This is a genomic window from Streptococcus parasanguinis (assembly GCF_032163505.1).
Classification (GTDB): Bacteria; Bacillota; Bacilli; order Lactobacillales; family Streptococcaceae; genus Streptococcus; species Streptococcus parasanguinis_V.
In genome coordinates this window covers 588,218-602,799 of the sequence record NZ_CP134147.1, presented here as the reverse complement: position 1 = coordinate 602,799, position 14,582 = coordinate 588,218, and the positions used below count along the sequence as shown (strand labels likewise).

Below are 14,582 nucleotides of genomic sequence, written 5' to 3'. Positions count from 1 at the left end.
GATAATTTATGGGCTTTACTCATTCCCAGAAGAATTTTCTCCTTCTGGATTCTGTTCTTGATTCTGTTCTTGGCTTGCTTCCTCAGAATGTTCTTCTTGCTTTTCTGTACTTTCAGCCTTTTCTTTTTCAGCTTGCTCTTTGGCATCTGCGATGGATTGTTCACTATAGCTGAAAACTCCAGCCTCCATATCGATAGTCGAATCATCATCTAATTGCTTACTAATGGCTTTATAATAAGGAAGCTTGCGGGTAATTTGGGAAACAGGCACCAAGATTTTATTATCGTTTTTCATGGTGATGGTCACCAGATCCTTGGTGACCTTGCTCGGTGTCAGATCAACCGAAACAATTTTATCCGTAATGGAAGAAGAAATAGACTTCATTTCTTGGACAAATTGTCTAACCAATTCTCGATCTGAGAATTTCAAGCTAATATAGGAGGACGGCAATTCCGAAGCTGGAGTTACTGTCTCAACGACTTCTCCATTTTCCAATACTGGATAGTGGTCTTCTCCGGTCACATAATAGGCAACCACTTTGTGTTCCACGATATTGACTTTAAAGGTCACAGGAAATTGATAATGCATGTGAACCTCTTTGATCCATGGACTAGCCGTTTTCATATTTTGTTCATAGACCGATTTATGAAGGAAGGTCGTCAGAGTATAATCTTCTTCCTTAATGCGACTTTTTTCATACAAGAGTTGCTGATCAACCGCTTTGTTCCCTGAAAATTCAATCACTTTCTGTGTGGACAAGGGACTTAAAAAATAGATGGAGAGAAGGGCGACAAGCGAGCTGATTCCGATAACCGGAAGGGCACGATAGATATGGCGTTTTGCCACTGTCGGTTCCTTCTTTGGCTTTTTCGTCTTTAAGCCTTTAAAGAATGAAGGCCTTTTCTCTTGCTTCTCTGAAGGATCTAGCTCCTCTACAGCCGGATCATCCTCTTCTCCTTCTGAACCTTCTCCATCTGCTTCTGGATCCTCTTCGGCCTCAGATTCATCTTCCTCTTCAGACTCTTTTCGTTCGTCAGATTCTTCCTCTGAGACGGAAGCTGTTTCTTTTTCTGAAAGGTCTTCGTCTTCTTGTGCTTCTTCGCTTTCAGTTTCCTCTTTTTCAGCTTCTTCCGCTTTTTCAAGCGCTTTTTTTTCTAAATATTCTTTGTTTCTTTTTTGCCAGGCTGACAATTCTGTAATTTTGTCATCCGTTGGCGTTTTTTTATTGTCGTCCGTCATCTTTTCCCTTACTGATATCTTTTTGAAGCAGACCATAAAAATCGTCTAGTGAAAGGAGTTCTGTCGATTTTTCCATTGCTTGGTGGTAGACTTGGCTTTGCTTCAACATTTCTTGAATGGTTTCATTAAAGGTTTCGAGCGTCAATTGCTCTTCCTGCAATTGCTCTGCATAACCTTTATCCACAAAATATTGGGCATTTTCAATCTGATCGCCACGGCTGGCTTCTTTTCCTAGCGGTACAATCAAATGGAGTTTGTTCATAGCTAAGAGTTCAAACAAGGTATTGGCCCCACCTCTAGTCACCACTAAATCAGCCTTCTGGAGCATTGGCAAATACTGATCCGTTACATAATCCACTCGATACAAACCGCCCTCAGCCTGATTCAATGTTGAATCGCCTGTCAAATTGATGATATTGTAGTGCTGCATGAGCTCTGCTTTGTGCTCTGTCACAAATTCATTAAAGACACGCGCACCAGCTGATCCTCCGACAAAGAGAAGAGTCGGCAAGTCTTTTCGGAAACCTTTTGTTTTTTCTTCTAATTCTTCAGAAGTTGTCGGAATATGATCTGTGACCTTGGTTACCGCACCGATATGCTCACTCTTTGTTAAACCATGAGCTTGCTCAAAAGTCGTGTACATCTTGGTAGCGAATTTATAAGCAATTTTATTGGCCAATCCCATTGAGAGATCCGACTCATGGATATAGACAGGGACACGCGTGAGTCGGGCTGCGATCACTGGTGGCACAGAAACAAATCCTCCTTTTGAGAAGAGAACTTGTGGGCGCACACGAAGCAGGATTGCAATGGACTGGAGCGTCCCCCAAGCTACCTTGAACACATCCATCATATTTTGGAAAGAGAAATAGCGGCGCAATTTCCCCGTTGCAATTGAATGGAAGCGTACGTCTAAGCCAGACTTTTTGATCTCTTGGTATTCGATTCCTTTTTTGTCTCCAATATAATGGACTTCCCATCCATCTTCGATAAATTTTGGAATCAAGAGGAGATTAAGGGTCACATGTCCCACGGTTCCCCCACCAGTAAACATTATTTTTTTCATCTTATTTCAACCCTTTTACTGTAGCAAGGAATTCATCCCCACGCACTTCAAAATTCGGATACATATCCCAGCTGGCATTGGCAGGACTTAGTAGTACAACATCGCCAGGGCTAGCCAAGTCGAAGGCTTTCTTTGTAGCATCTGCTACATCTGTCGCATCGACATAAGGGACGCCTGCTTTATCGGCTGCGCGTTTCACTCGAGGAGCTGATTCCCCTAGAATCACCATTTCCTTTATGCCAGTAATGTGAGGCACCAATTCATCAAATTCATTGCCACGATCGAGCCCCCCTGCAATCAAGATCACCTTGTTGTTATCAAAACCAGAAAGGGCTTTTTGTGTTGCTAAAATATTAGTCGATTTACTATCATTATAGAATTTGACACCTTGAATTTCATCCACATATTGAAGGCGGTGTTTGACACCTCCAAAGGCTGACAAGGTTTCTTTAATGACCTCATTCTCCACACCCCGGACTTTTGCAACCGCAATCGTTGCCAAGGCATTCTCTACATTGTGACTACCTGGAACGCCCAGTTCATCTGCACGCATAACAACTTCTCCCTTAAACTTGAGAAGTCCATCTTCCAAATAAGCCCCGTCCACTTTTTCAACCGTTGAAAATGGAAGGACCCTTGCCTTGGTTTTTGTAGCCAGTTCCTTGGTCAGGTCTTGGTTGAAGTTCAAGACAATGACATCTTTTTCTGTCATATTCTTTTGAAGATTCCATTTGGCAGCTACATAATTTTCAAAAGAACCATGATAGTCGATATGGGTTGGCATGAGGTTGGTAATCACTGCAATCTCTGGATGGAAGGCTTCAATTCCCATCAATTGGAAAGAAGACAATTCCATGACCAGAACATCCTTTTCTGTTGCTGTTTGTGCAACTTGACTAGCTGGAAAACCGATATTCCCAGACAATAGACCACCTTGGCCGGCAGCCGTCAAGACTTCCCCGATCATGGTTGTCGTCGTCGTTTTTCCGTTTGATCCTGTAATCCCAATAATTGGCGCATCCGAAATCAGATAGGCCAATTCCACTTCAGTGAGGACTGGAATGCCTTTTTCAAGCGCTTTTTCAACCATTGGATTAGAATAAGGGATTCCTGGATTTTTGACCATGACTGCAAAGTCTTCATCCAACAATTCCAGAGGGTGACCTCCTGTCACAACTTTAATCCCTTCTTCCAGTAAACTTTGTGCTGCTGGATTTTCTTCAAAAGGTTTGCCATCATTGACGGTCACAATCGCTCCTAAGCGATCCAACAAACGGGCAGCTGACTCGCCTGACTTCGCCAAACCTAATACAAGAACCTTTTTATTTTCAAATTGTTTCACAAATTTCATGATTTCTTCGCTCCATTTTTATCACTCTCTATTTTACCTTTTTTTAGCAAAATTAAAAAGCCCAAAGGGCTTTAAAAATCACGTCAGCGTTTATTTTTTCTGTTTGGTCGTCATTTTGGAAATATCCACCAAAGCCAGGTAGCCAACAAAGGCGAGAAAGGCACCGACAAAAAACTCAGACGGTAGTTGGAATATCTGAAAAATGGCCAGACAAGTCAGTACGATAATGGAGACGATCAAGACCACCATTGTGACACTGTTTAAGGTACCACGAATACTTTTGGGGGTCATAAAAAGGTAAAAAAGGAGAATCAAAATCCCTAAGATAAAATAGACCATTTTGTTTCTCCTTTCTCTCCATATTATTCAGCAGCTGCTGATTTTTTCTTTTTATTTGCTTTTTCGCGTTCTGCTTTGTTCAAGATTTGTTTCCGCAAACGGATAGATTCCGGTGTTACTTCCATGTACTCATCGTCGTTCAAGAACTCAAGAGATTCTTCCAAGGTCAAGATACGAGGAGTCTTGATAACCGCTGTTTGGTCCTTAGTAGCGGAACGAACGTTGGTCATTTGTTTTGCTTTCGTAATGTTTACGGTCAAGTCGTTCTCACGAGAGTTTTCACCAATGATCATTCCTTCGTAAACTTCTGTACCTGGATTGACAAAGATCGTACCACGTTCTTCGATAGACATAATAGAGTAAGTGGTTGCTTTTCCGTTATCGATTGAAACAAGAGCACCACGGTGACGTCCACCGATTTCTCCTGGAATCACTGGCAAGTATTGATCAAAGGTGTGGTTCATGATTCCGTAACCACGTGTCATTGACAAGAACTCTGTTGAGTATCCAATCAAACCACGCGCTGGAACAAGGAAGACCAAACGAGTTTGACCGTTACCAGTTGAGATCATATCCAACATTTCACCCTTACGTTCAGAAAGGCTTTGGATAACAGATCCTTGGTATTCTTCTGGTGTGTCGATTTGCACGCGCTCAAATGGTTCACATTGGACACCATCAATTTCCTTGATAATAACTTCTGGACGAGATACTTGCAATTCGTATCCTTCACGACGCATGGTTTCGATCAAGATAGACAAGTGCAATTCCCCACGTCCTGAAACTGTCCATTTATCAGGTGAGTCAGTTGGGTCAACACGAAGAGAGACGTCTGTTTGCAATTCCGCTTGCAAGCGTTCTTCGACTTTACGTGAGGTTACCCATTTCCCTTCGCGACCAGCAAATGGTGAGTTGTTGACCAAGAAGGTCATTTGAAGCGTTGGCTCATCGATGTGAAGGATTGGAAGAGCTTCAACTGCGTCTGTCGGTGTGATGGTTTCTCCAACGAAGATATCTTCCATACCAGAGATAGCAATCAAGTCACCCGCTTTAGCCTCTTGAATTTCACGACGTTCTAAACCAAAGAAACCAAAGAGTTTGGTAACACGGAAGTTCTTAGTCGTTCCATCCAATTTAGAAAGGGTTACTTGGTCCCCAACTTTTACAGTACCACGGAAGACACGTCCGATACCGATACGTCCAACGAAGTCGTTGTAATCAAGCAGGGATACTTGGAATTGAAGAGGCTCATCTGAGTTATCAACTGGAGCTGGGATGTGATCAATGATGGTATCAAAGATCGGTGCCATTGTGTGCTCTTGATCAGCTGGATCATCTGAAAGTGAAGAGGTTCCGTTGATCGCTGATGCATAAACAACTGGGAATTCCAATTGGTCATCATCCGCACCTAATTCGATGAACAGTTCAAGAACTTCGTCTACAACTTCTTCTGGACGAGCAGATGGTTTATCGATTTTATTGACAACAACGATCGGAACAAGATCTTGTTCCAAGGCTTTTTTCAATACGAAACGCGTCTGAGGCATGGTTCCCTCGTAGGCATCTACGACCAGTACAACCCCATCGACCATTTTCATGATCCGTTCCACTTCTCCACCAAAGTCCGCGTGTCCTGGTGTGTCCATGATATTGATTCGAGTTCCGTTATAAGCAACGGCTGTATTTTTAGCAAGGATCGTGATCCCACGTTCTTTTTCAAGATCGTTTGAGTCCATTGCACGTTCTTGCAATTCTTTACGTTCATCCAAGGTGTGCGATTGTTTCAACAATTCGTCTACCAAGGTTGTTTTACCATGGTCAACGTGGGCAATGATCGCAACGTTACGAATATCTTCTCTTAATTTTGTCATGATTTCCTCTATAAAATTTTAAATAATATTTCTAACTGAACAATTATACCACAGTCCTATCTAAAAAACACAGTTCAGCTAGTTGTAAATGTTTTCATCCTCATTTCTTTTCTCCGACTCGATTTCCTTTTCTTTTCATGATACACTGATGATAAGAATTTCAGAAAAAGAGGCTTCCATGAGATTAGATCAATTGATGGCAAACCATCAGTACACTCGCAAAGACATCAAACAACTTCTGGCCCGAAGGCAAATCTTGGTCGATCACCTACCAGCTCAAAAGCTATCCCAAAACATCGACCCTGGACTCCAACAGATTCAAATCGGGGAACGAATCATTCAAGAACCGCGTCACCACTACTACATGCTCCATAAACCAATCGGGGCTGTTACCGCTAAAAGAGACGCCCACCATCCAACGGTGATCGATCTAGTGGACCCTCAGCAAGAGTACCCAGATCTCTATCCGCTTGGTCGCCTCGATCGCGATACCAGTGGTTTGCTCCTCCTCACAGATAATGGTCCCTTAGGCTTTCAACTGCTCCATCCTCAATACCATGTGGAGAAGGTCTATGAGGTAGAAGTCAATGGCCCGCTTTATGCAGCCCACATCGAGCAATTTCAGAATGGGATTTCATTCACGGACGGCCCTATCTGTAAGCCTGCCTCCTTGACCATTCTAGAAAGTACCCCCAGCTACAGCAAGGCCCAGGTCCGAATCTCAGAAGGAAAATACCACCAAGTGAAAAAGATGTTTTTGGCCATCGGAGTCAAAGTAATGACCTTAAAACGCTTGTCTTTTGGTCCCTTCACTTTGGATCCTCAGTTAGCACCTGGCGAAAGCCGGCCTTTGAATGAGGTAGAGCTCACATGGGTCAAAGATTTCCTTGAAAAAACAAGATAAAAAAGCTCTAACCACACATTTGCTGCAGTTAGAGCTCTTTTTATTAAGCGTCTTTTTTCACTTTCCCATTCCAAGAATCAAGACCATAAGACAAGACATAAATGTCTGTATAACCTTTTTTCTTGAGAAAGAGAGCCGCATTGGTTACACGCGAACTACGGCTATTCTCATAGAGCAAAATTGGTTTGTCTTTGCGCAAGGCTGCAAGACTCAATTTCAACTGAGTAGAAGGAATGTTGCGTGCTCCTAAAATATGCTTGGCATGAAACTCAGCTGGCTCTCGCAAGTCAATCAACTGCCCTTGACGAATCAGCTCTTCAAAAGTAGCATTGTCCACAAATTTAGCAGCTTTACGGATGCGGAAATAATTAAATGCCATCCATCCAAATACTCCTAAAATAGCCAACCAAACAATGATATTTCCCATTACTCTACCTCACTCTTTTTCAAAAATTCTAATTCTTGCTTGTGTTCTCTTCTTAAAACGGTATCGGCTTCTAAATAATCGAGCCGCTCCATCAGGCCTGCATCATAAAGACGTTGAAGCTCAATTTTCATCAATTCGATGTCATAGAGGCGCTTCCCTACGTAAATGATGATTCCAAAACGTTTTAAAAATTGTTGAACATCATACAGGTTTTTCATGTTCATTATTGTATCAAATTTAGAAAGGCTTTACAAGATTTTCAAGCAAATGATGACATTTTTCGATTGCTTTACGAATAAATAAGTATGATCAACTTTTATTTTTTTACCATCGGTACTTGTATCGCCTCTTTTTTGGGGCTCGTTGTCGACCGTTTCCCAAACCAATCTATTCTCGCTCCTCGCAGTCATTGTGATCACTGCCAGCACGTCCTTGGCGTTTGGGATCTCATCCCCATTATCTCGCAACTACTCCATCGTTTTCGCTGCCACTATTGTCATCAGCCCTACCCATTTTGGTACTGCCTTTTTGAGGTCTGGAGTGGCCTGCTCTTTTTGGCCTGTGCCAATGGTTTTCTTTCTCTGCCTCACCTTCTAACACTACTGGGAGCAGCCGTTTTAGCCATCTATGACCTTCGCTTTATGGAATACCCCTTGGTCATCTGGTGCTGTCTTCATGCCCTGGTCCTCTTTTTATCCGGTAGTAATCTCCTCATGCTGGTCTTTTTACTCCTTGCGATCGGAGCTCATTTTTTCTTTATCGGAATGGGAGCAGGAGATTTTCTCTTACTCGCCACCTTTTCGCTAAGCTTTTCTTCCACCAAGATTCTCTTTCTCATTCAGATCGCATCCCTCTTAGGGATTCTCGTCTTTGCTCTCAAAAAAGAAAGAGACCGGATTCCCTTTGTTCCCTGTCTCTTTCTCAGTTATCACGCTTTACTGCTTTATACGATATTTTGCAGATAAATTCTTCTTATTTTGCAGTCTTCGCTTCTAGATAATCGGCGATAGCAGCCACGTCCTTATCCCCACGTCCGGAAACATTGATGATAATGATCTTGTCTTTATCCAATTGTGGAGCACGTTTGACCGCTTCTGCAATCGCGTGTGAGCTTTCAATGGCTGGGAGGATCCCTTCTGTCTTACTGAGAAGAAGAAGAGCTTCTACTGCTTCATCATCTGTCGCTGCTACATATTCGACACGACCAGAATCTTTAAAGAAAGCATGCTCTGGGCCAACCCCTGGGTAGTCCAAACCAGCAGAGATCGAGTAAACTGGCGCTACTTTTCCATCTTCGCCAAAGACTGCATAAGTCTTCATACCATCAACCACACCAATAGTCCCTTTGGTCATGGTCGCTGCGTGTTGATCGGTGTCCAAGCCATGACCAGCTGCTTCTACCCCAATCAATCCGACTTCCTCTTCTGCAACATATTCAGAAAAGGCACCGATGGCATTGGAGCCACCACCGACACAGGCAATCACATAATCCGGCAAACGGCCTTCTTTTTCCAAGATTTGACGTTTAGATTCTTCACTGATCACCTTTTGGAATTCATGCACAATGGTTGGGTAAGGGTGAGGGCCAACAGCAGAACCCAAAACGTAAAAGGCATCCAGATCCGCCATCCATGCTCCAAACGCAGCATCAACGGCATCTTTCAAGGTCTTAGTCCCGGTTTCAACCGCATGAACGGTTGCCCCCATCATTTCCATGCGGAAGACATTCAAGCGTTGGCGTTCCACGTCTTCTGCCCCCATGTAGACATCACAGGCCATGCCAAACTTAGCTGCTGCAGCTGCTGTAGCCACACCGTGTTGACCGGCTCCTGTTTCAGCAATCACGCGCGTTTTGCCCATGCGCTTAGCCAAGAGGATTTGCCCCAAGACGTTATTTAATTTATGCGAACCTAGGTGATTCAAGTCTTCGCGCTTCAAATAAATTTTTGCCCCACCTAAATGATCTGTCAAACTTTCCGCAAAGTAGAGTGGTGTTTCGCGTCCAGAATAATCTTTCAAATAATGTTTGTATTCTGCGATAAATTCTGGATCATTTTTATACTGTTCAAAGGTTTCCTCTAATTGATTGAGCAAGTTTTGAATGGGTTCTGGTACGAAAGATCCACCAAATTGTCCGAAATAGCCTTTTGTTTCTGTCATGATTGTGTCCTCTTTTCTATATCTTCAATCTTGTTTATGATCTTTTTCTCTCGCGGGCCCTTTGAGCTGCAGTCTCACTGGTTTCCTTTGAGATACAAAAAACCTCACACAGAAAAATCTGTGTGAGGACGATTCGATACCGCGGTGCCACCTCAATTGTAGGAAGCTATTCTTTCTCCTACATCTCTGACCTGTCTAACAACAGGGTGCACGATAAGGTGTGCTCACCGAATTTTTATTGTTTCAAATTCATCATCATAAACGCATCAGCCCATTTCAAGATTCACCACTGCTTGTTCGCAATCACCACAAGCTCCCTGGAAGTGAGAAAAATCTCTACTTTTCTGATGTCTTGAAGCTATTATAGCTCCCGCTTCTGACTTTGTCAACAAAAATTTCAAAAAGACACTAGAATGTTCGGATTTTACATTTCTCCATTTTTTGCTAGCAATCGTGCTCTGCAATACTGAAAGCCTAGATAAGCCAGATAAGCCCCTAAGGTATTGGTCCACAAATCATCTAGTTCAAAGACACGATTGGCATCAAACAAGAGATCTAACAGAACTTGGCTGCATTCAATCCACAAGCTCATGACAAAGCCGAAGCACAAGACCCGTTTGCGGCTCCTCAACCAGGGCCATAGCCAGAGAAGTTGAAAGACCAGCGGGCTTAACAAAAAGATATTGGCTATGTTTTGGAGAATGACCTTAATGAGTTGGATGACACTGGTGATCTGACCAAGATTCATCACCGAATTAAGAGGAACCAGCAGGACGACGATGCGACCGAAATGTTGAATACCCGGTGTTTCCATACCCGGCTCTGGCTGTTGGGGCAAAAAACACATTAGACACAAAAGGATAAAATAGAAGAAGCTGCCACTCCGTAACAGCCTTCTTCCTCTTTTTGTTAGTTCTGTATGATCGATCAGCCCTTGTTTAAGGTTGCGCATGTTCAACAATCGCTTTCTCCCGATCCCGTTTCATGGTATTTGAACGCAATTGGCCACAGGCTGCATCAATATCTGTACCGTGCTCTTGACGCACTACACAGTTAACACCTTGTTTTTTCAAGGTATCATAGAAGGCCATGACCCGTTCTTTTGGACTCCGGCTATATTGGTCATGCTCACTGACAGGATTGTAAGGAATCAAGTTGACATAAGACAATTTCTTGATATTCTTGAGCAATTCTGCCAACTCTAAGGCTTGCTCGACTCCATCATTGACTTCATTGAGCATGATGTACTCAAAGGTCACCCGACGGTTCGTAGTCTCAATATAGTATTCAATCGCCGCAAACAATTTTTCAATTGGAAAGGCCCGGTTGATCTTCATGATGCTAGAGCGCAAGTCATTGTTTGGAGCATGAAGGGACACTGCCAAATTGACCTGCACACCTTCATTTGCAAAGTCACGAATTTTATGAGCCAAACCAGAAGTTGACACTGTAATATGGCGAGCACCAATCGCTAATCCCTTGTCATCGTTGACCGTCCGGATAAATTTCAAGACATTGTTATAGTTGTCAAATGGTTCTCCGATCCCCATGACAACGATATGGCTGACCCGTTCATCTTGGCCACGTTCGTCAAAGTATTTTTGGACCAACATGATTTGAGACACGATTTCACCATTGTTCAAATCGCGTTGTTTTTTGATCAAACCAGAAGCACAGAAGGTACAACCGATATTGCATCCTACTTGAGTCGTTACACAGACAGATAATCCATAGTGCTGACGCATCAAGACAGTTTCAATCAACATGCCGTCTGGCAATTCAAAGAGGTACTTGACCGTCCCGTCTGCTGACTCTTGCACGATCCGTTGCTTAAGTGGGTTGACGACAAATTGATCATTTAACTTCGCAATCAAGTCCTTAGAAAGATTGGTCATTTCTTCGAAGGACTGGACGCGTTTGCGATAGAGCCATTCCCAGATTTGTGCTGCACGGAATTTCTTTTCCCCGTTTTCTTCCGCCCAATCAATCATATCTTGGCGTGTTAAACTATAAATGGATGGTTTCATTCTTTCTTACTCCTCTTTTTGTCGAATCACAAAATGACGTTTGTTGTCTGTCTTCGTTGTTTTTTTGGTCTCAGCAGACGGTCTTGTTTTTTTCGAGTTATTGGCTGACTGTCCCTTGTCGCGTTCTCGTTTTTGGAAACGATCTTTTTGTTTGCGATTGCGCGAACGCTTCTTCGGCTCTCTTTCTTCTGATTGAGCTTTTTTGACCGGTGATTTCTTATCAAAAGAAGCACGATGGGGCTCCTTATTTTCAAGGACAAAATAAGCACAACCATAGCTACAATATTCTAACAAATAATCGTCTAAGCGACTTAATTTATCCATCGTTGCAACATCGCGCTCTTCCTTATAAAAGCCACGCAAGCGCAACTGCTCATTGCTCCAATCACCAACAATGTAATCAAACTTGGTTAAAATCTCAGAAAATCGCTGACCAAAAACAGTCGCATCAAAAGCTTCCTTCTCATTTTTTAACAACTCAAAGGAGAGGTTTTCTGAAAGGATCTGGTCTCCTACCTGACGAAACACAGGTCCAGGAAATTTATTGTAATTATATAATTCAGGGTCAATCTCTTTTCGCATAGTGTTCCTTCATCAAAATCTATTTACTGTAACACTTTATTTTATCATAAATTTGATGACTTGCGTCAGATTTGACTAGAAAAGAGTTGAAATTCAACATTGAAAGTTTCTAAAAGGAAAAAGAGACAAAGAAGGCAATCTTTGTCTCTATACATGTTCATCAGATGATGAAAGGGGCAAATAAAGAGTGATTTTTGTATAGCTATTTGCCTTAGAATCAATCTCCATATGATAGGCTTCGCCAAATTGAAGATGCAATCGTTGGTCCACATTTTTCAAGCCAACACCTCCTAAACGAAGAAGGGTTTGGTCTGTTGATCCTGATCGGTCAAAGCCTCGTCCATTGTCAAAAATCGATACGCAGGCGTAGTCTCCACTGACTTCAGTTGTCACTCGAATGAGACCTGGCCGATCGATCTCTTTAATGCCATGGTAAATCGCATTTTCCACTAAGGGTTGAAGCACTAATTTGGGGAGCTGATAGTCGCCCAACCGTTCATCTTCTAGAATTTCATAGTTGAGCTTTTCACCATAACGTTGCTTCTGAATGAAAAGATATTGGCGGACATGGTCAATTTCATCTCTCAGTAGGATTTGCTCCTGGCCTTGGTTGAGAGCCAGTCGAAAATATTGAGCCAGAGACTTAGTGATGTCGACCACGCGCTGACTATCATTAAACTCTGCCATCCAGACAATCGTATCCAAGGTATTGTAGAGGAAATGCGGATTTATCTGAGCAGAAAGTGCCCGCAACTCGTACCGCCGTGCGTTCTGTTCCTCTTCCTTGACCTGTTGCATAAGGTGATCGATTTGGTCCAACATGGCATTAAAAGCTTGAGCGAGGTCCACTAATTCTGGAGATCCTTTGGCTGCAGCTCTCACGTGAGCATCTCCTGCTCCAATCCTCAAAATGATGGTTTGAAGGTCTCGTAAGGGTTTGATCCACAAACGCAGAACAAAGCCAATCCCTATTAAACACATGATCAAAGCTAGTAATCCTAGGCCAATGAAAGAGTAAAGAAGCTGCGACTGAAGCATCTGAAGTCCTTCAAGCGAAGCCACTCCAATCAAGGTCCAATCACTATCTGGAATTGGAACCTGATAGATAAAATTCTGCCCTCCTTTTGCATAACCATCTGTCACAGCAATATAGGGCTGCATGGCCTGCATTTCTTGGCTGGAGGAATAGACCGCCTTTTTAGGATGGTAGACAAACTCATGCTTTTGATTAATGATAAAACTAAAGCCTTGTTTCCCTAGTTGAAGGTGATCCAAGTAAGCCTGAAGGCTATCATAGCCAATATCCAAGCGTACTACTCCGAGATTTTGACCAGTCTGATCGACCACTTCTTGGGTAATAGAAACCACCCATTTTTCTTTTTCCGAAGTCAAGGATTCCTTTCGAGCTGGCGTCAAAACTGGCATGGCTCTTTCCTTAATCGCCTCCTGATACCAGCTTTCATTCATCATATCTGAGGAAGTCTGCATACTGATTTTGGAATCTGTCGCTACCAGACGTCCATCCTTGGTCACCAAGACCGCTGAGACCAAGTCCGGATCTGTTTCAATCATCGTTCGCATCAAGTGCTGAACTGTTTCTTGATTCGCACTCTTGTCTTGGGCAAATTGGCGAACAGCCTGTTCCTGGCTAAGAACCGTCGTGGTCTGCTTTAATTTTTTTAGATAGGAGGTGATAAACTGACTGCTTTGATCGATACTATTTCTTGTCGTCCGCTCTGTTTGCTGGCGGATCGTCCCTGAACTCGTTTGATAGTAAAGGCTACCGATAAGACCAAACAGCAAGAGAATGAAGAGAAAAAAGTAGAGGACCAGCTGGATCAGCAAGGGATATCGTTTCATTCATACTCTCCTTTTTTGTACTGCCTTGGTGTCACCCCAACAACCTGCTTAAAGCGTTGAGAAAAATAGTTCATATCTTCAAAACCAACCTGATCGGCGATCTCATAAATCTTTAAGTCTGTCGTGAGAAGCAAGAGGCGAGCCTTCTTCATTCGCTCTTGGATGAGGTATTCTTGGAAGGGGAGTCCCAATTTTTTCTTGATCAATACACTTAGATACGAGGGACTGAAACCAAGTTGATAGGCCAAATCCTTCAGGGTTAACTGGGAATCTGCTAAACGAGCATGAATGGCTTCTTCCAAGTCAGTCGAATAACCATGACTGACCAAATCTTCGACTTGCGCCTTTTTTCGCTCTTGATCGAGTTTTCCCTTCACCTTTGCTAACATCTCTTCAATATCATCTTTTGAAAAAGGCTTCAGCAAATAATCATCTGCACCTAACTTGATGGCTTTCCTCGCAAACTCAAAGTCATCATAACCGGTCAAAAAAATGATATGACAAGACGGAGACTGCTCTTTGACGAGATGGGCCAGATCCAAGCCATTCATTTGTGGCATATTGATATCGGTTAGAAGGATATCGGCTGGTTGCTCTTGAAACTTCTCCCAGGCCTCACGGCCATTTTCTGCCTGGTTGATGACAGTCATTCCAAACTGTTCATAGTCAACTAAGGAAGTCAGACCCTGCCGGATAAGCTCTTCATCTTCCACAATCATGATCGCATACATGTCTTTCACCTACTTGTCTTTGCTA

At 43.0% G+C, this 14,582-nt stretch carries 15 protein-coding genes and 1 other annotated feature; of the genes, 2 read left to right on the top strand and 13 right to left on the bottom strand.

Annotated elements, in window-relative coordinates:
- Nucleotides 1-15 precede the first annotated feature (15 nt).
- From RIN70_RS03170 to typA, 5 genes are all read right to left on the bottom strand, one after another.
- Nucleotides 16-1,239 (bottom strand): cell division protein FtsQ/DivIB, encoded by a 1,224-nt coding sequence (locus RIN70_RS03170; protein WP_313790664.1) that lies wholly within the window; start codon nucleotides 1,237-1,239, stop codon nucleotides 16-18.
- On the bottom strand, nucleotides 1,223-2,305 hold the full coding sequence (locus RIN70_RS03165; RefSeq protein WP_031575925.1) for a UDP-N-acetylglucosamine--N-acetylmuramyl-(pentapeptide) pyrophosphoryl-undecaprenol N-acetylglucosamine transferase: 1,083 nt from the start codon (nucleotides 2,303-2,305) through the stop codon (nucleotides 1,223-1,225). Before RIN70_RS03165 ends, RIN70_RS03170 begins: the two co-directional genes overlap by 17 nt.
- A gap of 1 nt (nucleotide 2,306) precedes the next feature.
- Entirely contained in the window at nucleotides 2,307-3,656 is a 1,350-nt protein-coding gene (murD, locus tag RIN70_RS03160) for a UDP-N-acetylmuramoyl-L-alanine--D-glutamate ligase (RefSeq protein ID WP_195623298.1), read from the bottom strand.
- Between the two features lie 90 nt (nucleotides 3,657-3,746).
- Nucleotides 3,747-3,995 carry a DUF3165 family protein gene (locus RIN70_RS03155; RefSeq protein ID WP_004219693.1) on the bottom strand — a complete coding sequence of 83 codons (249 nt, stop codon included), beginning with the start codon at nucleotides 3,993-3,995 and terminating at the stop codon, nucleotides 3,747-3,749.
- Between the two features lie 23 nt (nucleotides 3,996-4,018).
- The gene (typA, locus tag RIN70_RS03150) at nucleotides 4,019-5,866 is read right to left on the bottom strand and encodes a translational GTPase TypA (protein ID WP_003005937.1); all 1,848 of its coding nucleotides are present in this window, start codon (nucleotides 5,864-5,866) and stop codon (nucleotides 4,019-4,021) included.
- Nucleotides 5,867-6,044: 178 nt separating this feature from the next.
- Here typA and RIN70_RS03145 point away from each other — a divergent pair, with 178 nt between their 5' ends.
- Complete coding sequence (locus RIN70_RS03145) at nucleotides 6,045-6,770, top strand: 16S rRNA pseudouridine(516) synthase (RefSeq protein WP_037607786.1); 726 nt, start codon at nucleotides 6,045-6,047, stop codon at nucleotides 6,768-6,770.
- Nucleotides 6,771-6,813: 43 nt separating this feature from the next.
- On the opposite strand, the gene RIN70_RS03140 is transcribed toward RIN70_RS03145, so the two are convergent.
- Together RIN70_RS03140 and RIN70_RS03135 are read right to left on the bottom strand one after the other, a co-directional pair.
- Entirely contained in the window at nucleotides 6,814-7,197 is a 384-nt protein-coding gene (locus tag RIN70_RS03140; RefSeq protein WP_045759160.1) for a rhodanese-like domain-containing protein, read from the bottom strand.
- The gene (locus tag RIN70_RS03135) at nucleotides 7,197-7,415 is read right to left on the bottom strand and encodes a YqgQ family protein (protein ID WP_003017930.1); all 219 of its coding nucleotides are present in this window, start codon (nucleotides 7,413-7,415) and stop codon (nucleotides 7,197-7,199) included. The genes RIN70_RS03140 and RIN70_RS03135 overlap by 1 nt, the downstream gene beginning before the upstream one ends.
- An 87-nt stretch (nucleotides 7,416-7,502) precedes the next feature.
- On the opposite strand from RIN70_RS03135, the gene RIN70_RS03130 reads away from it, so the two are divergent.
- Nucleotides 7,503-8,162: a prepilin peptidase gene (locus RIN70_RS03130; RefSeq protein WP_195623300.1), complete on the top strand. Its 660-nt coding sequence runs from the start codon at nucleotides 7,503-7,505 to the stop codon at nucleotides 8,160-8,162.
- A gap of 7 nt (nucleotides 8,163-8,169) precedes the next feature.
- Here RIN70_RS03130 and trpB read toward each other — a convergent pair whose 3' ends face one another.
- From trpB to RIN70_RS03100, 6 genes are all read right to left on the bottom strand, one after another.
- A complete protein-coding gene (gene trpB / locus RIN70_RS03125) occupies nucleotides 8,170-9,357 on the bottom strand; it encodes a tryptophan synthase subunit beta (RefSeq protein ID WP_272144650.1) in 1,188 nt (395 codons plus the stop codon).
- A 121-nt stretch (nucleotides 9,358-9,478) separates the two neighbouring features.
- Nucleotides 9,479-9,714, bottom strand: a binding site (T-box leader).
- Between the two features lie 67 nt (nucleotides 9,715-9,781).
- Nucleotides 9,782-10,309 carry a VanZ family protein gene (locus RIN70_RS03120; protein ID WP_272144714.1) on the bottom strand — a complete coding sequence of 176 codons (528 nt, stop codon included), beginning with the start codon at nucleotides 10,307-10,309 and terminating at the stop codon, nucleotides 9,782-9,784.
- The gene (gene rlmN / locus RIN70_RS03115) at nucleotides 10,296-11,384 is read right to left on the bottom strand and encodes a dual-specificity RNA methyltransferase RlmN (protein WP_003005918.1); all 1,089 of its coding nucleotides are present in this window, start codon (nucleotides 11,382-11,384) and stop codon (nucleotides 10,296-10,298) included. The genes RIN70_RS03120 and rlmN overlap by 14 nt, the downstream gene beginning before the upstream one ends.
- A 6-nt stretch (nucleotides 11,385-11,390) precedes the next feature.
- Nucleotides 11,391-11,966 (bottom strand): YutD family protein, encoded by a 576-nt coding sequence (locus RIN70_RS03110; protein WP_049474406.1) that lies wholly within the window; start codon nucleotides 11,964-11,966, stop codon nucleotides 11,391-11,393.
- 147 nt (nucleotides 11,967-12,113) lie between these two features.
- Nucleotides 12,114-13,826, bottom strand: a complete 1,713-nt coding sequence (locus RIN70_RS03105; protein WP_313790663.1) for a cache domain-containing sensor histidine kinase — start codon at nucleotides 13,824-13,826, stop codon at nucleotides 12,114-12,116.
- Nucleotides 13,823-14,557 carry a response regulator transcription factor gene (locus RIN70_RS03100; RefSeq protein ID WP_272144712.1) on the bottom strand — a complete coding sequence of 245 codons (735 nt, stop codon included), beginning with the start codon at nucleotides 14,555-14,557 and terminating at the stop codon, nucleotides 13,823-13,825. The genes RIN70_RS03105 and RIN70_RS03100 overlap by 4 nt, the downstream gene beginning before the upstream one ends.
- Between the last annotated feature and the right edge of the window lie 25 nt (nucleotides 14,558-14,582).